This is a genomic window from Pseudohaliea sp. (genome assembly GCF_054552115.1).
In genome coordinates this window covers 17775-38629 of record NZ_JBTOLW010000017.1, presented here as the reverse complement: position 1 = coordinate 38629, position 20855 = coordinate 17775, and the positions used below count along the sequence as shown (strand labels likewise).

The 20855-nt window shown below is 65.7% G+C and carries 18 protein-coding genes; 3 read left to right on the top strand and 15 right to left on the bottom strand.

Features of this window, described 5'->3' with window-relative positions:
• Positions 1 to 126 precede the first annotated feature (126 nt).
• The 3 genes from ACX93N_RS09810 to ACX93N_RS09800 are packed head-to-tail and all read left to right on the top strand — an operon-like array spanning position 127 to position 4417.
• Positions 127 to 1956 (top strand): hypothetical protein, encoded by a 1830-nt coding sequence (locus tag ACX93N_RS09810; RefSeq protein WP_459428236.1) that lies wholly within the window; start codon positions 127 to 129, stop codon positions 1954 to 1956.
• Positions 1953 to 2939: a hypothetical protein gene (locus ACX93N_RS09805; RefSeq protein WP_459428235.1), complete on the top strand. Its 987-nt coding sequence runs from the start codon at positions 1953 to 1955 to the stop codon at positions 2937 to 2939. The genes ACX93N_RS09810 and ACX93N_RS09805 overlap by 4 nt, the downstream gene beginning before the upstream one ends.
• Positions 2930 to 4417, top strand: a complete 1488-nt coding sequence (locus tag ACX93N_RS09800; RefSeq protein ID WP_459428234.1) for a hypothetical protein — start codon at positions 2930 to 2932, stop codon at positions 4415 to 4417. The genes ACX93N_RS09805 and ACX93N_RS09800 overlap by 10 nt, the downstream gene beginning before the upstream one ends.
• Here ACX93N_RS09800 and ACX93N_RS09795 read toward each other — a convergent pair.
• From ACX93N_RS09795 to ACX93N_RS09725, 15 genes are all read right to left on the bottom strand, one after another.
• Entirely contained in the window at positions 4414 to 5598 is a 1185-nt protein-coding gene (locus ACX93N_RS09795) for a glycosyltransferase family 4 protein (RefSeq protein ID WP_459428233.1), read from the bottom strand. The genes ACX93N_RS09800 and ACX93N_RS09795 overlap by 4 nt on opposite strands.
• Positions 5595 to 6671 carry a hypothetical protein gene (locus tag ACX93N_RS09790; RefSeq protein WP_459428232.1) on the bottom strand — a complete coding sequence of 359 codons (1077 nt, stop codon included), beginning with the start codon at positions 6669 to 6671 and terminating at the stop codon, positions 5595 to 5597. The genes ACX93N_RS09795 and ACX93N_RS09790 overlap by 4 nt, the downstream gene beginning before the upstream one ends.
• Before the next feature lie 190 nt (positions 6672 to 6861).
• Entirely contained in the window at positions 6862 to 8025 is a 1164-nt protein-coding gene (locus ACX93N_RS09785; protein WP_459428231.1) for a glycosyltransferase family 4 protein, read from the bottom strand.
• A 48-nt stretch (positions 8026 to 8073) separates the two neighbouring features.
• A complete protein-coding gene (locus ACX93N_RS09780; RefSeq protein WP_459428230.1) occupies positions 8074 to 9153 on the bottom strand; it encodes a glycosyltransferase family protein in 1080 nt (359 codons plus the stop codon).
• 116 nt (positions 9154 to 9269) lie between these two features.
• Positions 9270 to 10715 (bottom strand): polysaccharide deacetylase family protein, encoded by a 1446-nt coding sequence (locus ACX93N_RS09775; protein ID WP_459428229.1) that lies wholly within the window; start codon positions 10713 to 10715, stop codon positions 9270 to 9272.
• 72 nt (positions 10716 to 10787) lie between these two features.
• Entirely contained in the window at positions 10788 to 11687 is a 900-nt protein-coding gene (locus ACX93N_RS09770) for a sulfotransferase family protein (RefSeq protein WP_459428228.1), read from the bottom strand.
• 80 nt (positions 11688 to 11767) lie between these two features.
• Entirely contained in the window at positions 11768 to 12655 is an 888-nt protein-coding gene (locus tag ACX93N_RS09765) for a glycosyltransferase family 2 protein (protein WP_459428227.1), read from the bottom strand.
• Positions 12656 to 12700: 45 nt separating this feature from the next.
• The gene (locus tag ACX93N_RS09760; RefSeq protein WP_459428226.1) at positions 12701 to 14209 is read right to left on the bottom strand and encodes a lipopolysaccharide biosynthesis protein; all 1509 of its coding nucleotides are present in this window, start codon (positions 14207 to 14209) and stop codon (positions 12701 to 12703) included.
• A gap of 88 nt (positions 14210 to 14297) precedes the next feature.
• Positions 14298 to 15068 (bottom strand): cephalosporin hydroxylase family protein, encoded by a 771-nt coding sequence (locus tag ACX93N_RS09755; RefSeq protein WP_459428225.1) that lies wholly within the window; start codon positions 15066 to 15068, stop codon positions 14298 to 14300.
• 23 nt (positions 15069 to 15091) lie between these two features.
• The gene (locus ACX93N_RS09750; RefSeq protein WP_459428224.1) at positions 15092 to 15940 is read right to left on the bottom strand and encodes an NAD-dependent epimerase/dehydratase family protein; all 849 of its coding nucleotides are present in this window, start codon (positions 15938 to 15940) and stop codon (positions 15092 to 15094) included.
• 37 nt (positions 15941 to 15977) lie between these two features.
• Positions 15978 to 17201 (bottom strand): class I SAM-dependent methyltransferase, encoded by a 1224-nt coding sequence (locus tag ACX93N_RS09745; protein WP_459428223.1) that lies wholly within the window; start codon positions 17199 to 17201, stop codon positions 15978 to 15980.
• Positions 17198 to 17758 (bottom strand): dTDP-4-dehydrorhamnose 3,5-epimerase family protein, encoded by a 561-nt coding sequence (locus tag ACX93N_RS09740; protein WP_459428222.1) that lies wholly within the window; start codon positions 17756 to 17758, stop codon positions 17198 to 17200. The genes ACX93N_RS09745 and ACX93N_RS09740 overlap by 4 nt, the downstream gene beginning before the upstream one ends.
• A 17-nt stretch (positions 17759 to 17775) precedes the next feature.
• On the bottom strand, positions 17776 to 18900 hold the full coding sequence (gene rfbG, locus ACX93N_RS09735; protein WP_459428269.1) for a CDP-glucose 4,6-dehydratase: 1125 nt from the start codon (positions 18898 to 18900) through the stop codon (positions 17776 to 17778).
• Between the two features lie 46 nt (positions 18901 to 18946).
• Positions 18947 to 19717 carry a glucose-1-phosphate cytidylyltransferase gene (gene rfbF / locus ACX93N_RS09730; RefSeq protein ID WP_459428221.1) on the bottom strand — a complete coding sequence of 257 codons (771 nt, stop codon included), beginning with the start codon at positions 19715 to 19717 and terminating at the stop codon, positions 18947 to 18949.
• The gene (locus ACX93N_RS09725; RefSeq protein ID WP_459428220.1) at positions 19714 to 20841 is read right to left on the bottom strand and encodes a DegT/DnrJ/EryC1/StrS family aminotransferase; all 1128 of its coding nucleotides are present in this window, start codon (positions 20839 to 20841) and stop codon (positions 19714 to 19716) included. Before ACX93N_RS09725 ends, rfbF begins: the two co-directional genes overlap by 4 nt.
• Positions 20842 to 20855: the final 14 nt, after the last annotated feature.

The following is a 20855-nucleotide window of genomic DNA, read 5'->3' as shown; positions in this document are numbered from 1 at the left end:
GCCCGCGGCCACGCAGCCGGCGCCGCTGGCACCCGGCGAGCGGCCCTCGCCGGCCCCGGGCCGGTTTACACCCGGGACCCCCCTCCCTAAACTCTCGGCTTCAGCAGCCCGGCACCAGGCTCATCGATGCGTGAAGAAAGCGGTTTCTCCTACTCCTTCCCGGCCTCCCCGGAGGCCTCCGCGCAGGCGCTGTACGCCTTCGCGGACTGCGACCTGATTCCCGTCGACCCGTCGATGATGCTGGCCATCAACCGCCTCAACGGCCGGCAGCACATGATCGCGCCACAGGTCGTCAGCGCGCTCAAGACCTGCACCACCTTCCGTACCCTGGAAGCGCACGCCGACCACCTCGCCAAAACCCGCCCCGAGCTTCAGGGCAACCGGGCACCGGCCCTGCAGGCCCTGGAGCAGCTCCGCGCCGCGGACATGCTGCTCTCGGCGCGCAGCATCACGGAAAAGCTCGGCGCCGGCGGCGAAAACCGGCTGGCACCGACGCGGGCTTTTATCATCACCTGCGACCGGCCGGCGGCCGTCGAGCGGCTGCTCGAATCCCTGCTGCAGATCGGCACGCTCGCACGGCAGGATGCGCTGTTCCTGGTGGACGATTCGCGCCGGCCGGAAAGCCGGCAGGCCAACCGCGACGCCGTGGAGCGCTTCAACGTGCGCAGCGCCCGGACCATGACCTATTTCGGCGCGGAAGAGCAGGCGGAGTTCCTGCAGCGGCTCGTGAGCGAACTGCCGGGCCACGAGCGCGGTATCCGTTTCCTGCTCGACCCCGGGCAGTGGACCGGGGCGAAAACCTACGGCCGGTCGCGGACCCTGTGCCTGCTGCTCTCCGTCGGCTACCGCGCTATCGTCATGGACGACGACATTCTCTGCACGGCCGTCCGTGCCCCGCTGGAGGACAGCGGCCTCAGCCTCCGCGGCCGGCGGCGCGCCACCTTCTACCCCGACCCGGAAACGCTCATGGCGAGCGCGGTCCCCGCGGAGCAGGATCCGCTCTCCAGCCATGCCGAGCACCTCGGGCAGCAGCTGGGCAGGGCCATACCGGCCCTCAACGGCGGACCGCTCGCGGAGACCCAGCTCGACAGCTGCAATGCGGCCATGCTCAACGTGCTCGACGCGCAGTCGCCGATCCTGGTGACCCAGTGCGGTTCCTGGGGTGACCCGGGGACGAGCAATGCCCACTGGGCCGTGACCCTGGGCGAGGACTCGATCGAGCGCCTCGTGAGCGCACCCCACGGCATGGCCGAGGCGGTGCAGAACGGCTGCTGCTGGCTGGGCTGCGCGAGCCCGACGATCCACAAGACGGCTTTCATGTCGCAGATGACCGGCCTGGACAACTCGCAGTTACTGCCTCCCTACTTCCCGGCCTTTCGCGGTGAGGACCTGCTGTTCGGCGCCATGGTCGAGGCCATGCACCACCGCGCTGCCGTACTCGAGTACCCCTGGGCCGTGCCGCACCTGCCGATCGACCGCCGGCAGGGCCCGGGACTGCGGGCGCCCATGGCCGGCGAGGGTGGCATCGTGCTCTTCGCCCGCTATCTTTCCGAGAACGTCGACTACAAGGATGCCAGCGCGCCCGCGCGCCGCCTGCACCACATGGCGGAGGACGCGCGGCGCCTGGCGGCGCGCAGCACCGGGGACCTGCTGCTCGACTACCGCCGCGAACAGGCGGTGGACCAGGCCCACCAGCTCTACCTGCTGCGCACCCAGCTCAGCAAGGCCGAGGAACTGCCCTCACTCAACTGGCGGGGCTACCTGAAGCGCGGCGTGGAAGAAGTGCAGGGGTCGATCGCCGAGGTGCACGGGCCCGCGCGCATCGACGGGGTTGCGGCAGGAAGCAGCGACGAGCAGGTTATCGAGCAGTTCCGCGACTTCGCCGAGGGCTGGGCGGCAGCGCTGGATGCCTGGCCGGCCCTGCGCGAGGTCGCCGGGGGGGCCGGTGCGCGTTGACGCAGCGGGGTGACAGGCACGGCGGCGGCCCGCCGTGGCACGCGCGCCCCTGGCTGCTGGCGCCCGTGCTCATGCTCCTTGCCGCCCTGCTGGTGGTCGCCCTCTATCTCGCTTTCTTCACCCGTTTTCACCCCGAGTTCGCCCCCTACCGGGCACAGGCCGATGCCCCACCGAAGACCTTCCCCGGGGCCCGCTTCGAGGCCGTGCGGGCGCGGGCGTCGGAGCGCCGGGGCAGCGCCCGGGCGATCACCGCCTACCTCGACGGGGAAGCCGTCTTCCGTACCCCGGCGGTCGTCGACACCGCCGACTATCCCTTCCTGCGCGTCCGTGCAACAGGCCTGCACCCGGGGGTGAGGCTGTTTCTTTTCTGGCGTATCGCGGAGCGGCCCGATGGCATCTACCACGCGAGGCTGCACCACCACGGCGACGGGACCTACACCTGGAACCTGCTGCGCCAGGGCGTCTGGACCGGCCGCGTGATCGAGCTCTCCATCGGGACCTTCGGCGACCCCCGGGGCGAGGCGTTCGTGCTCGAAGAGGTCGCCTTCCAGCCCTATGGACCGGGGGCCCTGGTCGCCGCCGTGGCGGATGAATGGACCGCCTTCAGGTCCTGGTCGCTGTCCTCGATCAACAAGTACCTGGCCGCCCCGCCGGCCTCCCTCCTGCGACCGGCTGTCGCCGGCACCCTGTGGTTCCTGGCCGGCGTGGCGCTGCTGCTTGCCCTGGCCTGGCTCGGGCGCCGGCGACTCGCGCTGTCCCGGGGCGACCTGGCCCAGGCCCTGGTGATCATGTTTGCGATCAGCTGGACGGCCCAGGACCTGCTCGTCGACGGCTTCCGCCTGCGCCAGGGCGGGGAGACGTTGCGCACCTTCGCCGGCAAACCCCTCGGGGAGCGCGCCGCTGCATCGACCATGCGCTGCCGGATCATGGCCGGAACATCCGGCGATAACTGCCGGGACGCCGCGCCCCTGCCGTGGTTCTGATGGACGGGATGGCGCCCCTGCAACTGCTTCTTTTACTGCTTCCCTGGGCCTGGGGACTGGCCTTCACGGGCTGGTGCCTGGCGCCGGCCCCGGACAGTACCGGCACGGTGTGCCGGGGGCTCGCCCTGGTCAGCGCGGGCGCAGGCTGCTACCTCGGCTACTTCGCCGTGGCCGCGTTCCTCTACGGCGCCAACGCCCTCGGCCTGCCGCCGTTTACCGGCTACCTGGCCTTCGCGGTCCTGACCGGCCTGCCCCTGGGCGCCGCCGCGCTGCGGCGCTGGCGCCCCGTGGCGACGGCGCCCGCCCCGGCCCGGGAACCGGCGCCGGCGCGGGTGGCAACAGCGCTGTTCCTGGCCCTGGCGCTGTTCGCGGTCGCTTTCTCCGGGCTGGAAAGCACGCTTCGCCCGGCAGAAACCTGGGACACGCTGCAGCACTGGTCCGTCGACAGTGCCGGCTTCCTCTCACACCACGAGGGTGCGAACCCCGGCGAGCCCTTCGAGTTCACGCGCAACACGCACTGGCCCACGGTCAAGCTGATCGCCGCCTGGTCCGGCTGGGCGGCGTCGCTGACCGACCTTCAGTATGCGGTCTATGCACCCTGGCTGCTGCTGCAGTTCGCCCTGGGTCTCGCCGCGGCGGGCCTCGCGCTGGGCCTGACCGGCCGGGCCTCCCTGGCCGCACTCGCCGGCTACCTGGCTGTCTCCTCCCCCATGGTGACCACGCACGTGGCGCTGCCCGGCTACGCCGACTTCTGGCAGGCCGGGGGCGTGCTGCTGTTCATGACACTGGTGCTCGTCGAGACGGGGATGAACAGGACGCTGCGGCACCTGCTGGCCTGCCTGCTGCTGGCCACCGCGGTCGCCCTCACCAAGGGCAACGGGATCATCTACACGCTGATCCTCGCCGGCAGCGTCGCGCTGGCCCTACTGCTGGCGAAGGCGCGGCCGATGCTCACCCTGGCCCTGCTGGCTGCGGCGGTGGCCGCCGCGGCCATCGCCGCGACCATCGGCTTCGACCTCCGCTTCGGGGGGTACCGCATTGCCTTCCTGCCGGGAGAAGACCTCGTCGCCCTCGGCAAGCGGACCAGCGGGATACCGGAGAGCAACTGGGCCGGTATCGCCGGCAACCTCCTGGAGGCCTGGGGCCGGGCCGCCAGCTATCACGGGGCCATCGCCACGCTGATCGTGCTGGTGCCCCTGCTAGTCATCCTGGTCAGGCCCCGGCGGGCGTTCGCCACCTGCTTCTCCCTGGTCACACCCCTGGCCCTGGCCGCCTTTTTCGTTGTCGCCCAGCGCTACGGCGAGTACTTCTACCGCTTTGCAACCCCGGACAACGACTCCGGGCTGACACGCTTTTCCATGATCGTGTTCCTGAGCCTGCTGCCGGCGCCGTTCGTCATCCTCGCTTCGCTGCGCCGGGACAAGGCTGCGGCGCCGTCAGCTGCGGCCGGCGCAGAGGGAAAAGATCCCCGCAGCTAAAACCCCGGCAAAAGCTCCCGGTAGACGGCGAAGGTGCGCTCGATGACGATACGTTCGTCAAACTCCTGCAGTACCTTCTCGCGGGCCGCTGCCCCCAGACGCTCGCAAAGCGCCGGGTCGTCTGCGAGGCGGAGCATAGCCGACGCGAGGGCACCGGCGTCACGCACCGGCACGAGCAGGCCTTCCCGCTCGTGGGTAACCACCTCGCGACAACCGGGTGCATCGGTTGTAATCAGCGGCCTGCCGCAGGCGCCGGCCTCGATGAGCCCCCGCGGCAAGCCCTCCCGGTAGCTGGGCAGGACCACGGCGTCAGCCGAGCGCAGGCAATCCCGCATCTTCTCCACATGGCCCAGCCACTGAACCAGGCCCGTCTCCTGCCAGTTCCGCAGGGTCTCTTCGGGCACAGCGGCGGGGTTCCCGGGGTCGGGGTCACCGGCCAGGAGTATGCGCACAGGCCGCGCAGAAGGCGCCGCATCGGCTTCTCCGGTCTCTTGCGGCGCCGCCAGGCGGCCCATCGCCCGCAGCTTCCGCGCCGCGTCGATCAGGTCGCCGACCCCCTTGTCCCAGAGCAGCCGCGCCGGCAGCAGCACACGGAAGGCGGCATCGCCGGACTGCCCCCCGGGTAACGGCGAAAAGGTCCCGCAATCCACTCCCGAACTGGGGATGAGGCGCAGCTGTTCCCCGGTAACCAGTCGCTCCCGAACGAAGAGCGCGACATCATCGGGGTTCTGCAGCACTACGCGACCGGCCCGGCCCCCGAGCGTCGCCCGCATGAGGCCCCGCAGAAGGGGCCGAAGCATCCGGGCACGTAACGACGCACTGGTGAAGACGTAACCCAGACCGGCCACGGCGCCGACATAGGCAACGTCACCCGCCAGTCGCGCAGCCACCGCCGCGTAGACCGCGCACTTGATCGTAAAACCGTGCACAAGGTCCACCTTTTCATCGCGCAACAGACTGCCGAGCCAATGCACGAGCCTCGCCTCGCGTAGAAGATTCAGGCTGCGCCGATCCAGGGGCGCCGCTATCCAGCGAAAGCCGAGGTCGCGCAGGCGCTTGCCGTAGAGACCATCGGGAGAGACGAGGACGACCGCATGACCTCGCGCCCGAAGGCTGTGCGCTAGGGAGAGGCGGAAATTGTAGAGATACCAGTCCGTGTTGGCGAAGAGGAGGATCTTCACGGCAAACCGGCACCTGCGTGCGACGGTCCGGACGCCCGCGGTGCGTCCCGCAGGGCTGATGAACCTGCGGGCGCAGGCCGCCGGGCATACCCGCCCGCGGCAAGGCGGTTCTCTGCTGCCGCAAAGGATACCGACAGCAGTACCCAGAAGAGCGAGAAGCGAATGCCGTTATGGGTCAGGCCATAGAGCAGCGCCGGCCCGGCTATCGAGATCATGCCCGCCAGGCCATAGGCCTCCCGGGTAAGCCGGAGCCAATGCACGACCAGGGCCCCGAAAAGCAGCAAGGCGAGAAGGCCGTAGTTGATGAAGAGGCCAGCGAGGGTGGAGTGAACCTCATTCCCGAGCCTGCCGATAACGGACCAGTAGCCCTGACCGAAGATCAGCTGCCATGCACTGGCGGACCGGTAGGCGAGGTATCCCCGAGCCGAGAGCGAGCTGTCATCCTCCCGGGCCATCCCGGTAATGCGCTCGACCACGGCGTAGTCATCGAAAAGACCGGCGTAATAGAGTGAGCCCAGGACCGCCGCCGCAACGGCGACGGCAAACGCCCAGTGCAGCTTTCCGGCGCGCGTACCGTACGGCTTCAGCATGAGGGGCAGGCAGGCCAGGCTGGCGACAATCGCGGCCTTGGAGAGCGAGAAACAGGCGAGAATGAAAGCCGCGGCCAGCCATGGCAGCACCGCAAGCATGGATAGGCGTGACTCCCGGTACACTAGGTAGACCAGCGATAGCAGGCAGGTCGCGTAGTAACCCAGTTGATTCGGGTTGTTGAACCAGGCCGTCGCACGCCGCGGGCTCTGGGTCCCGAAAAGACCGAGGTCAAACAGGACCAGCCCGGTCCAGGCGAGGATCGTGGAGCCGAGCAGGCCGACTGGCAGCCAGCCCAGCCCCCGCCGCCGTGCGACACAGTACAGGCCGGAAAAAAGGACAGCGTTGTAGAGGAAGTAAAGCCCGACGTAGAACCCCTGGTAGTCGGGGGAAAAGATGTAGTAGTACGTTTCAACGCACAGTACGTAGAGGCACAGGGCCCAGACAAGGGCAAAAGCAGGACCAGCGAACAGGCGCCTGGCCATACATGCGAGTACCGCCCCGACGAGGAATAGCAAGTGAGACGGCTGAACGGTGCCGGACTTGAACAGGTACAGGGGCTGCGATGCCACCGACAAAGCCAGCACGGAACCCGGCAGGTAACGCCAGGCGGTGCCACAGTCTCTCTGCCTCCCGGGATCGGGTGCCGACCGCAGCGCTAGTGATTCCATCTACTCACCGACCACACGCTTCTTCGATCAAGCCAAGATAGCGCCGGCACCATGCCGCCGTATCGAAATGGGACCAGGCATGCGCTTGTGCCCTCGCTGCCACCGAGTCGAGTATCCGCGTTTCCTTCACGAACCTGTCAAGGATAGATGCCCAGGGCCCAGGGTCATCCAGCGGCAGAACCCAGCCGGTGCTTCCATGTTCCAGAACGTCGGGGATGCCGCCGCGATCGCTGGCCAGGACGGGCAGCCCGAGCGCCATCGCCTCCTGCACGGTGTTCGGTACGCCTTCATCCTGGGAGGGCATGATCAGCAGATCGCTACGCAACATCAAGGCATGTACATCATCTCGCCAGCCGAGAAACCGGACCCGGTCGCCAAGGCCCAGTTCCTCCAGCTTTCGACGAAGAGCGGATTCATACTCCTGGCCATGCGGGGCGCCCGCGAAGGAAAGCTCGACTCGCTCGAGAGTCTCCTGCGGCAGGCGGCGCAGCACATCCAGGGTGAAAGACTGGTTCTTGCGATCGCAGAGCGTACCGACTTGCAGCAGGAGAAGTCGGCCGTCGGCGACTCGTGGAGGAGAACTCTCCAGGAGTTGCTTGAGGGAGTCGACGTCGATTCCCGGCGTCAAGACCTTCAACTTCGCGCAGTGACGCGCGGCAAGTGTGCTGCCGAAGACCGCCGTGGACGCGTCATGCTGCAATACGACGCGGCGGGCAAGGATCAGTCCGAGACGGTGTAGAAGTCGCACAGGGCCGCGGGAAGGCAGTTCGTAATCCACGTCCCAGATCAGCGGACGCCGCGCCAGCAGCAAACCCAGTCCGCCGAAGGCTACTCCCTTGCTGCCCCGGAGCCAGACGACATCTGCGTTGGCGGCACGCACTGCGCCATGAAAGTGCAGTTGTTGTCGAAGTAACGCGGCGGCAACACGAAGCCGAAAACGAAGACCCCCACCAAAGAGCGCACCCTGACGCAGGTTGAGTAATCCATCCAAGGGCAGGGGCAGGGTCCTCAGCCCCGCTTTCTCGGCGGCACGCAGCAGGGGCACCCCTGGCTCGGATACAATGATCGGGCTGGCACCGAGCGCCTTCAGCCCCGCAGCGAGCGTCAGCAGACGCCGCGGCGCGCCGGTCATTCCCCCGGGCGTTGGCAGGTAGAAGAGTATCCTCATGGGAACGGCATCAACGAAAGGCGGGGGCCGGGCGGCTGTGAGGCAAGGCTAGAGGCCTCCGCTCACCGCCTCGTGCCGGCGCCGGTAGATCGACGCCGTATCGAGGTGGGCTCGGGCAAACTCCACTCGGGCGTTGCGCGCCTGGGGGGTCAGCGGGGCATTGCGACACGCTTCAAGAAGCGTCCTGAGGTCCCGGTCCGGGACGTTGACACCAAGCTCGGGGTTGCCATCGAGAGGAAGGTCGGAATCCTGGGTCACTACATAAGCCCCGGTTGCGAGTGCCTGCCTGACCTTCTGGTTCGAGTTTCCGACCCGACCTATCCGTGCCGGGTTATCGAAGGCCAGGGCTATATCGAAGGTGGCGACCAAAGGGGCCACCCGGGCATAGGGAACCTGACCCAGCAAGCGCACTCGGCCATGGGCAAGGCGTACCCTGTCCGCTTCCTTCAACGCTCCGATGACGACACCAAAGGCCCCGGGCCATTCCCCGCTCAGCAAGCTGACCTCCATTGCTCCCCGCTGCAGTGGGTAGCCGCCACAGTAGCCAATAACCAGCGCCTCCTTTGGGATGCCCAACTCCGCTCGAAGCCGCTCCCTCTGCTCCGGCTCGATCGGGCTGAAAGTGCGCGTGTTCACGCCGTTCATGACGACCTCGACGTGACGGCCGGTCTCGCTTTCGAGCTGCTTCGCCTGTGCGGGCGTGACACAGTCGACCCAGATGGCCCTCCTGGCAAGGCGCCGCCGCAAACGGAAGTCCAACGCCTCAATCAAGGCCGCAAGGGCGCGCGCCGCCGGCTTCTCCTGTACAGCCAGATCACTCCCCCTGGGATGAGAGCGGGTAAGCACCAGGCGAATACCCGGCCGCAGCCTGAGCAGAAGCATAACACCGAAGGCCAATCGGGAATGACGGTAGTAGAGGAGGTCACCGTTCGCCATGACACGACGCAGGCGGAGCACGACCTGAAACTGGCGCAACACTGCAGTGAAAGGCCGCCGCAGGCTGTATGCACCGGTGCCATGGAGCCGGTTCCCGGAAGCATCGCCGAGTTGAAGCGGGACAAAGGGCGTGTAAACACTCGCCCCGGGAACCGCATCAAGCAGCCAGCAATTGAACTCCAGCTCGTTCACCGCCGGCCCTGTGTTTCCCCGCATGTCGACGAAGTTCAGACTAAAAACCCCGGCGCTCCCGGGTCTTGAGGGACAGGACCGGGGCTGCGCCCCGCCTTGTGCATGCTTCGGCGTATTCACTGCGTCCCCGGCGTGCCCAGGAGCCTGGAATAGAGATCAGCACTGCTCGGGTGCTCAAACTGGGAATTGTGCCACAAAAGGGTAAAGTCCCCGCGCACCTTGCTGCAAGCTGCCTTGTAGCGTTCGATCTCACGACGAGCATCCTCACTGTACCCCAAGCCCAGATAGCGGTCCGCGATGACCGAACACTCCATTACGATCAGCGGCCGCTCGCGCAAGCGGAGCGGCCGCCGGGTGCCGACGTCGTAGAAGCCGTATTCCCGGCAGGTCCCGCAGCGAAAGCCGGGGCAGTCGGCGTAGGACAGGGTGCTGTCGTAAGCGACCCCGTTGTCCTCCAGCAAACGCGCTGTCCTCGGCGTCTCCCAGCGAAGGAAATGCTGGCGCGCACCGAGGACGGGTTGTTCGATGCCCTCCTCCCTCAGGACGCGCCGCAAGGTGGCTACCGAGTATGCCATTGCCTCGGGGTGACGAAAGGTGTTGTAGCCGGGATGGCAGCCAATCTCGTGTCCCCGCAGGTGGATTTCGCGCAGAAGAGCTCGCATACGCGGATCATCAAGGCTGGTGTGTGTATCCAGACGGAGGTCGGTATTCGCTGCAATGAAATAGAAAGCCACACGCCGCCCAGCGCGCTCATTGACCTCCATGATGTAGTCGAGGCCCAGACGGTGCGGGTCCAGGCTGTAATCGCCGCCCCGGGCGTTCCACCAGGCCCGCATGCTGCGCCGGGCAAGAGCCGGGGAACGGCGCTTGAGAAGGTCGCCACCGATACGGCGCGCAATCCATCTGCCGTCTCCATCGAAGGCAAAGGGGCTGTCGACATCACAGCTCACGAGTGTTCGCGACTCGAGGGGCCGCCGGGTAAGCCCGGGCCAGAGGCGCTGCAGCGCCGCCCAGAGGACCTCGACATACTCATCGACAAGCGGCCGATGAAGGAACCCCGCCCGGTAAGCAAGGGAAGCGGTCGCAGGGAACCGTTCGTGGTTGTCCCGTTCGGACAACACTGCCTCCTCGTAGCGGGACAAGAGCACGAAGGCAGTGCCGAGGATGTCAATGGGCAGCGCCATAGAGGGAGCAGAAACGCCGTGGCCTCCCGGAGCGGGGGCTTGCGCCATGCCTTCATCACCGAAAAGAACCGGCAGGATTGGATCGGTGAGCAGCGCGTCCGGTACGAGTTCGCGGCTGTCCCAGCAGGGCAGCTGCTCCCCGTCACGCAGGACCGGCAGAGAGCCCCTGCCGAGCCAGGCCTTGGGGGAGAGGATGAACTGGCTGAAAAAACTGTCCGGCAGCAGCAGTTCGCCTGGCTGTCCGTCCAGACGGATGGACAGCTCCCGCCGGGGGCGTTGGGCCAGCGTATAAGGAACACCGAGCCAATCGCCGAAAAGCACCTCGGCAACGTAAGCGCGCTCTTCGCGGCAGCCAACCGGTGCTTCGATTCGAATCATGGCACCAGGCTGCAGGGGGCGGCCGGCGGGGGATGCGCACGACGCGCAGGAAACCGTGCGCGGTCGCCCTGCTCAACCGTCAAGGTGATAACCATAGCGGGGTGCCAGCGTCGCTATCCGCTTCAGAGCAGCCTTGTCGCGAGAGTCCCAGGCCGCGTATCGAGGGAAATCCAGCGATTTCTGCCTGTTGACGGGCGTCGAGAGATAGTTCTCCAATCGTCGCAGGCCGCGCTCGCCAGCAAACGGATTATCCACCTCAAGAAAATCGAAGATCCCGCTCGTGACCCCCGGGTCTTCGAACAGCTCCTCGCTTTTGACGGTCAGCATGCGCCCCGGCTCCAGCCCGGCTTTGAACTGTTCGACCCTTCCGTTGATCTCGTTCCATTCCCACACGATTTTCTCGAGGCGCGAAAACGCCCTCCACTCCGCGCTATGAGCCGCGTTAAGACGCTGGTGCTGCACTACCCCGTCCAGATAGTAACCGCGGCACATGCCGCTGCGCACGAACGCTGCGGGGTCGCGGACGAGATGAATGAACCTCGAACGGGGAAGCAGCTCTGCAAGCGCGGGGGCAAAGAGGGAGATGCGGTTGTTCGTCTCTACATAGCGCTTGCCTCTCCGATAGCAGTCCAGGAACTGCGTATCGAAGCGAGAGGCAAGCACCGCGAGCTTCAAAGCCTCGAGGGAAGGTTCATCGCGGTGGACCAGCGATGATACATACTCCAGCTCCGGCTTCGGACTGTGCTCCACCTGCAGACTGTCGGCCCTTGCGAGTATTCGGGTCAGAAGCGCAGTACCGCAACGCCCCGTCGACAGCACGAACACATGCGGACTGGCCAGCACCGCCTCCGGCTCTGGCAGCTGGGAAGTACCGGCGAGGCGGGAAGTCCGCCGACGCTGCCAGACTGCTTCAAGGTAACGGGCGTTGAGCCGACAGAGCACTTTCAGGTGGGCAAGAGCCGAAGGCAACATGAGACCTAAGCCATCCTTACTAGTCGCATGGGGTCATCGCGATAGCTGTCATTCCACTGGCGTCCCGCTTTCGCTCAGGCTCATCGGAGAAATCGATGGACGAGCCACTTCAAGTCAACTGGCAAGGAAAGACCGAACCTGAGGCAGAGGTAGGGATAGAGCGCCAACATACTTAGCCGCTGCTTCCAATCCACAGCAGGCAGCTGGAACGGTAGCGCCAGGTAACAGAAGAACATCTGGGTTAACGGGAAGAACCTGAATCTCAGCCGCATTCGCGGTGAGGAGAAGAGCATCCGTTCATAGCGCTCAAGCTTCTCAAGGACGGTTTCCGGCTTCCGGTTTTCCCGTCGAAACCAGCGTGGACCTTCTACGAGCAGGAAGCTCCCCAGCGCCGCCAGTTCCTGCAGCAGAATCTCACCAGAGCCGATGATTTCCTTCTGCAGGCGCGTCCGCCGCAGGGCAGATAGCCGTATGAGGCCGTAGAGGTAGTGCTGATTGGTAATCATTACTGCCATGAAACGCTGCTGGTGCCTCATTCCACTCGTGTCGATGGCATCGGTAGGCTTTTCCAGCGGAATCCCACGCTCGTCGATCCACTGAGTCTTCGCGAAGGCGAGTACCGCATCGGGGTTTCCTTCCAGTCCGCGAGTGAGCAGGTCGAGGTAGTCCGGCGTCCACAGATCGTGACCGCCGGCGAGGACAAAGTACTCGCCGGCCGCCGCACGCACAATGGCGTTCCAGTTCTGCAATGCGCCGATGTTCCTGTCATGCACGAGGTGCCGGATGCGCCCATCGCGACTGGCATACTCCGCGACGATCTCGGTCGTGCCATCGGTCGAGCAGTTGTCCCCCACGAGGATTTCATAGTCGGTAAAGGTCTGCCCGAGAATGGCATCGAGAGCCTCTCTGACATGCGCAGCCTCATTGTAGACCAGCAGGCCTACCGTAACTTTCGGTCTAGCTTGCACAGGCAAGCACCGCTTGGGCGTGGGCGCCCGGGATCGACGAGGCCATCAGCGGGTAACCGGAGCAAGCAGGTGGGTTGCAAGGCGCAGGACCCGGTCGCGCAGCCGGGCCGCACCGCAGAGGGCAGCAGCGAAAGTAGCCAGGGCAACCGCTGCCAGCAACGCCGCCGTGAGCAGGCGATTGTCAAGTTCGGGCACAAGGAGCCGCAGCGGGAAAGCCACCAGGAAGGCAAGGCCCAGCGGCAAGAAGACGTCCCGCAAATACCAGCGGTTCTTCTCATCGACGAGCAGGCGGCGATGCATGAAGGACACCACGATCACGAAGTAACCCAGGTTAAGAGCAAGCCATACCGCGGCGGCGCCCATGGCGCCATAACTGGGCGCAACGACAAACAACGCCGGGACCAGCACGGCAACGGCGATGGCGTTCGCCTTTATCGTGAGCCCGGTCCAGCCGAAGGCCAGCTGAAGGCGATAGGGGCCGGCCATCAGGCGATTGAGCAGTGTGCCCGCCGCCAGCAGCGACAGCAGGGGCGCAGCATGATGGGTGAGCTCCGCGTCACCGGTCCATGCCTGGATCAACGGACGGCTATGGAGTACAAGAAGCAGGCCGAGCGTCCCGACCAGTACACTGAGCGCCTGAGCGGCCAGGTGGTACACCTCGACCAGTTCGTCATGCTTCCCGGCTGCGACCAGCTGCGAAAAGCGCGGGTAAAAGGCATTCACGATAGGACTGGTAAAAACACTCAGGGCCATGGCGATATTGGCAGCAAACATGTAGTAGCCGTAGCTCTCCAGGGAAAGGAGCCGCGATAGCAGCACTTTGTCGAACTGCGACAGGAATAACGCCAGCAGCGTGATCAACAACATCCCCCGCGCAAACTGCCAGACTCGTCCGACTTCAGCCGGTGAGAAGCGCGCCCGGCGCGGCGCCGGAGGAAGCACCCGGTAAACCGCGCTTGCAAGCCAGGCCAGGGTGAGTAGTGACATCGCCGCCTGCCAAAGGAAGAACGCCTCCAGCGTGGGCGACAGGAACGCAAGAATCAGCACTGCCCCCCCACCGCGCAGCGTTGCCATCGTCGAGGTAATAACATTCTGCATCACCTGATGCTGCAGCCCGCTGATACTTGCACTGTACACTGCTTCGACGAAGCGGAGGCCCGAAACGCACCCCATCACTATGAAAGCCCGGGCAACAGCCTCAACGGACAAGGATCCGGCATTCAGCCATTCGCCCGCCACCCAGCCGGCGCTCGCCCAGAACAGGGAAAAGATAAGCACCGCCACGGCCAGCGTCAGGATTTCTATCGATCGCAGCAGGTCACGGATAGTCTGTGGCGAGTGCGTACCCCCGAAAAAGCGGGCCATTTCGCGGTTCAGGGCCGGCCTCATACCGAGATCGAGCATAGTAAGCCACGACTGAAGGACCGTGAACAACCCGATGACCCCGTAGGCCTCGATTCCCAGGTAACGAATGTAAAGCGGCACGAAGGCAAGACCCATGATCGCGGTCCAGCCCTGGCCGAGGTAGTTGGCGATGAGATTGCGCTTCAGCATGGAAGGGCTAGGGGTACACGGGTCGGAGCGAGTCGCGCTTGATCATTGAGAAGGCACGCGATTTCCTCGGCGGGGCGCGGAGCCCGGCTCAGCCCGTCCGCCGCAGGTAACCGTTCGGCGAGACACTGATCAGCAGCTTGCGGTCGATCTGACGGTCGATGGTGAACTCCGGATGAGACGCAAGATACTCGTGGACCGCAGTCTTGGGATTGTTGCCGGGCCCCCAGGGGCGATCGGGGAACATGTCGCCCGGGAGGTCTTCGATGATCGTATCAAAGACTACGCAATAGCTTCCCGGCGAGACCAGCGGCGCATACTCCTCGAGTTCCGCCAGCGCATGATCATGCGTGTGGTTTGAATCCAGGCAGACCAGCACGCGCTCGTGTCTCCTGGCCTGCTCGTGCACCTGTGCAACGACCGTAGGATCGATCGAAGACCCCTGGATCATGTCAATGCGATTGGCCATCGGGTGGGCCTCGATCGCCTCGCGGTTGTGTGCGCGGATGTCGATATCGACGCCGAGAACGCGGCGCGCCGGCCGCTTCGGATCCAGCGTCTGGCCACGCTCTACCGCATCACAATAATCGAGGAGCGCGAGCATCGACGCACTGAAAACCAGGGAACCACCGTGAGCAATGCCGGTTTCAATGATGAGATCCGGCCTGCTTTGCCAGATGATCTCCTGCATCGCGACGATATCCTGCGGATACTGGATGATCGGCCGCCCCTGCCAGAAAAAATTATAGGAATACTTGGGCCGGGTCGATGCCCGCGTAAATGCCTGCGCGGCTCCGATCAGCTCGGCATTGCCGGCATTTGCATCCAGGCGGGCAAGGACTTCTTTCTCGAACTCGGTCATGACTGTTTCTAGCCTTGGCTGTATCAGGGGCTCGGCTGCGCGGTAGCGCTGCGGTTCCAGGGAATGCCGACAATGCACGGCGGATCGAACGCGTTGTCGGCGCGCACGCCGAAGCGCAGCAGGTCGCGACGACCATACGCATCCGCGATCTGTTCCGCCAGCTGGCGGACCGTGACGGGCACTCCCGAGCAAATATTGACAGGACCCTGCAGGTCCCCAAGTGCCGCCTCGGCAAGCATGGTGCCCGCATCCTTTACGTCCAGGTAGTCACGGATCTGGCGGCCACTGGTCAGCTCTACCGGCTGCCCGCTGCCGAGCTGGCGGTGCAGGTACGGAACCAGCCTTCGCGCGTCCTCGCCCTCGCCGTAGAGGTAGAACACCCGGCACCAGGCAAACTCGACACCGGCGGATGGCAGCAGCTGGCCCAGAACCTGGGACGTCGAGGCCTTGCAGGCTGCATACAGGGTCTGCGGGTCCAGCGGCGTGTCGACCCCGAGCAGGCCACGCGTCAGGTCGTACTCGGCGCAGCTTCCGACACCGACGAAACGACGCACGCCCGCATCAATGCACGCCTGGGCCAGGACGATGGTACCCCGCAGGCAATCGAGGTTCCGGGGCGAAGACAGGTATTTGCCCGGCTCTGCGTACCAGGCCAGGTGAATAACCGTGTCCACGCCCGCGAGCGAGGCAGCCCACCAGTCGCGCCCTGCCTCAAAGAGATCCGGCGTCTCCAACAGTTCGACGTTCGCGCCCTCGACAACCGGACACGGCGCGCCCTCCCGGAGTGCCAGTCGCATGCCATGCCCGCGCTCGGCCAGAGCGCGCGACACCTGCCGTCCGACAAACCCCGTTGCGCCCGTCAGGAGAAGCACGGTGGGACCTTCACGGCGAGGAACCGGCTTCGGCGCATTACAGGGCTCCCAGTTCCGGCACTGCGCGAACAAAACGGACACCGCGCGCAGCAAGGTCATTCAGCTGGGCGGCGATCTCGTCGGCGATGTTCCACGGCAGGATCAGTACTTCGTCCGGCGGGTCTTCGTAGAGCGCCCGGGGCGCCCGGATCGGTATATGACTTCCCGGCAGGTACTTGCCCTGCTTCGCGGGTGCTGCATCGCAGACGAAGGGGAGCAGGTCGGGCCTGACGCCGGCGTAGTTGAGAAGGGTGTTTCCCTTGGCGGCAGCGCCATAGGCAGCCACCCGCCGGCCGCGGCGTTGCTGGTCGACCAGGTAGGCAAGCAGATCATTCTTCACCCGGTCCGCACGGGGCTGAAAGGCTTCGTAGGCCGGCAGGGCGAGGAGGCCGGCCGCCTGCTCCGCCGCCAGCACCCGCGCAACGGCCCCCGCCGCAGGGCGCGGATCGTCACTGTGGACACCATAGACGCGAAGACTTCCGCCGTGGGTCGGCAATTCCTCGACGTCCCAGAGCCGCAGCCCCTCCGTCTCGAAGATACGCTGAACCGCATTCAGGGAAAGGTAGGAAAAGTGCTCATGGTAGACCGTATCGAACTGGTTCCGGCCCATCAACTGCAGCAGGTGGGGGAACTCCAGCGTCACGGTTCCGCCGGGCTTCAGTGCCGCCTTGAGACCGCGAGTGAAATCGTTGATGTCCGGTACGTGCGCGTAAACGTTGTTGCCAATGAGAAGGTCTGCCTGCCGGCCCTCGGCGGCCAGGCGCCCGCCCAGCGCATCGCCGAAGAACTCCCGCAGCACGGGAATGCCCAGGGCCTCTGCGGCCGCGGCGGTGGCGGCAGTGGGTTCTATCCCGAGACAGGGGATCCCGGCAGCGAGAAAGTTCTTCAGGAGATAGCCGTCGTTCGATGCAACCTCAATGACCAGGCTTTGGCAGCCCAGACCAAGTCGCTTGCTGACCTGTGCGCAGTAATCCTCGGCGTGCCTCAGCCAGCTCGTGGAGGTGGAGGAAAAATAGGCATAGTCACTGGTGAACAGCGCATCAGCGGCGACGAAGTCCTGGGTCTGGACGAGCCAGCACTGGTCGCAGACAAACAGCTTGAGCGGGTAGCTGGTCTCCGGACGCTGCAGGTCCGCTTCGCTGAGATAGGCATTCGACGGGGGCGCGAAGCCGAGGTCGAGGAAGACATGACGCAGCGGTGTTTCGCAATGGCGGCAGATCATGGCATCAGTCCTGCGAAGTCCGTAGCGAGCGGCGGGTGCGCCTGATCGCGGGCCGAGCGCTCGGCGATGGGCAGCGGCCAGTCGATCGCGAGGCTGGGATCCAGGGCATCCAGGCCGGCCTCCGCTTCGGGGACATAGCCGGCGCTGTGCAGGTAAAGCAACTCGCAGTCGGCTGTCAGGGTCTGGAAACCGTGGGCGAAGCCCTCCGGGATGGAGAAGGTTCGATGGTTGTCTTCGCTGAGGCGCTCGGCGTGCCAGCACAGGAAAGTCGGCGAATCGCTGCGCAGGTCGACGGCGACGTCAAATACTTCACCACGCAAGCAGGTGACAAGCTTCAACTCGGCGTGCGGCGGGTATTGGAAGTGCAGCCCGCGCACCACGCCGGCACGGGCGGTCAGCGTGCGGTTGATCTGCATGATCCGTCGCTCACCAAAAACGGCACCGAGTTCCTGAGGACAGAAGAGACGCTCGAGATAGCCGCGTGCATCACCGAGGGGCTTTCGCTGGATGACTTTGAGCCCGGCAAGCGGGGTAGGATGGATGCTGAAGCGCGACATCGGTCCCGGCTCCCGAGCTAGCTGCACTCAGCGGTGCCGGATGCACGATGGAAAGCCGAGATATCTTCCGCGCAGAGCGCTGCCGCCTTCTCCCCCCCGGCCTGACGGCGGTACCAGTCCATGGTGCGCCGGATGCCCTCCTGCACGGGCCAGCGGGGAGACACGTTCAGGAAATGTCGCGCCTTTGCAATCTCAAGCGCCAGCCAGCCGGCTTCATGGGGCCCGCCGTTTCCGTCCCCCCAGGCGACAGCGCCCTCGCGGAAGCCCTCTCGCGCCCGGGCGATGACCTCGCGCACGCTCGCCGCTTCATGCGTCTCGGGGCCGATGTTGTAGGCGCCCGCAAGCTCGGGCGTCTGCCAGAGCTCCTCGGCCAGGCGCAGGTAAGCACACAGGGGCTCGAGCACGTGCTGCCAGGGCCGCGTGGCCTCCGGGCGGCGGACTTCCAGCGGCTGGCCGCCGGTCCAGGCGCGCACCGCATCGGGTATCAGGCGGTCCTCGGACCAGTCTCCACCGCCGATCACATTGCCCGCACGCGCCGAGGCTAGTGCGACGCCCTGCTTGGAGAGAAAGGCATCACGATAGCTGGCAATGATGAGTTCAGCCGCCGCCTTGGAGGCGCTGTAGGGGTCGTGACCACCCAGCCGGTCGTCCTCGCGGAATGGGAAAAGCTGTTCGCGGTTGTCGTAGACCTTGTCCGTGGTGATGGCGACGACGACCCGGGCTCCCGGAAGTGCGCGAACGGCATCGAGGAGATTGGCCGTGCCCTGAACGTTGGTCGAGATGGTCTCGAGGGGGTCGCGATAACTGGCGCGGACCAGGGGCTGCGCGGCGAGGTGGAAAATGATCTCGGGGTCACGGAGCGCGACGATGTCGGCTACCGCCCGCGCGTCGCGAATATCCTCCATGTGGCTGGTTACGAGGTTCTCGAGCCCCGCCAGTCCGAAAAGGTTCGGCGTTGTCACCGGAGGCAGAGCGAGGCCACTCACCTCAGCCCCGAGCCGGTGCAGCCAGAGACTTAGCCAACTTCCCTTAAAGCCGCTGTGGCCAGTAATGAATACGCGCTTCCCGCGCCAGAAGGCGGGACTCGGATTTGCGCCCGCGGGGGCCGCCTCGTCCACTGTCCCGGGCGTAGTGCTGTGCATCTGCGTCGCCATATCACTGTCGTTCATCGTATCAGCCACCCACGGCTTACCAGAGCTTCCACGGCGCCCGACCTGCGCTCCACAGGCTCTCCAGGTGATTCTTGTCCCGCAGTGTGTCCATCGGCTGCCAGAATCCCCCGTGCTCGAAAGCCATGAGCTGGTCCTTTTCGACAAGGGCGGCAAGCGGCCTGCTCTCCCAGGCGTCACCATCGCCCTCGATGAGGCCGAGGCAGCGCGGCGACAGTACGAAAAACCCCCCGTTGATCATACCGCCATCGCCTCGCGGCTTCTCCGCAAAGCCCACGACACTCTGCCCCCGGCGCTCGAGCGCCCCGTAGCGCCCCGGCGGACTGACGGCAGTCACGGTCGCCCACTTGCCATGCTGCCGGTGGAACCGGATCAGCGCGCCGATATCGATGTCGCTGAGCCCGTCACCGTAGGTGAAGCAGAACGCCTCCTCGCGCTCGAGGTAGGCGGCGACACGCTTGAGCCGGCCCCCGGTCAGGGTGTTCTCCCCCGTATCGACCAGCGTCACGCGCCAGGGCTCGGCCTTGCGCTGGTGCACCTCCATGGCGTTGGTGCTCATGTCGAAGGTCACGTCCGACATGTGCAGGAAATAGTTTGCGAAGTACTCCTTGATGACATAGCCCTTGTAACCACAGCAGATAATGAATTCGTTCACACCATGAGCCGAGTAGAGCTTCATGATATGCCAGAGAATCGGGCGACCGCCGATTTCGATCATGGGCTTGGGCTTGAGGTGGGTCTCTTCGGAGATGCGCGTTCCGAGGCCGCCGGCGAGGATCACGGCTTTCATGGTCTGGCTTGCTCCAGAGCTACGGCGAGGGAGGCAACAATCGACTGCTGCGTCGCCTCGTCCAGGTAGGGATGCATGGGCAGGCTGAGCACTTCTTCCGAGGCGCGGTCACTCTCCGGCGCGCTGGTGTCGGCGCTCCCCACCGCCTGCTGACGGTGCAGCGGCACGGGATAGTAGACCGTGCTGGGCACACCGGCCTCCCGCAGCCGTGCCTGCACGGCATCGCGCCGGGCCAGCCGCAGCGTGTACTGGGCCCAGGCGCTGCGCCGGCCGGGCCGGATCACCGGCAGCCCGACCCGGAGGTCGCTCCCCGGGCCCGGCAGCGCAGCCCGGATGAGCTCGTCGTAGCGCTGCGCCACGGCCTCCCGGGCCTCGAGTTCCCCGTCGAAGATCTTCAGCTTCTCGAGCAGGATGGCCGCCTGCAGGGTATCCAGGCGGCTGTTGACGCCGACGCGCTCGTGGTAATAACGCCGGGCCTGGCCATGACGGGCCACCTGGCGAAGCGTTTTCGCCAGCTCCCCGTCGCTGGTGAACAGGGCCCCGCCGTCGCCGTAGCAGCCGAGCGGCTTGGCCGGGAAGAAGCTGGTGGTGGCGATGGTACTCAGGTTGCCGGACCGGCGCCCCTGGTACCGGGCACCGAAACTCTGCGCGGCGTCCTCGATGACGGGCAGGCCGTGGCGCGCGGCGACGGCATTGACGGCATCCATGTCCGCGCACTGGCCGAAGAGGCTTACCGGGATGATGGCGCGGGTTCGCGGCGAGATGGCGGCCTCCAGCTGGCCGGCGTCCAGGTTGAAGGTGTCCGGCTCGATATCCACGTAGACCGGTTTCGCCCCAAGCACCGCCGCCGCCTCGGCCGTGGCGATGTAGGTGAAGGCCGGGGCGATCACCTCGTCGCCGGGGCCGACCTCCAGGGCCATGAGCGCGATCTGCAGGGCGTCCGTGCCGTTGGCACAGGTGATGCAGTGGGCGGCGCCGGTGTAGGTGGCCAGGGTTTCCTCGAGTTCGTCGACCTCCGGCCCGAGGATATAGCGGCCGTGCGCCAGCACACGCTGGATCGCAGCCTCGACCTGCGGCCTGATGCGGGCCTGCTGGGCGGGCAGGTCAATAAAGGGGATGCTCATGGTCACCGCTGCCT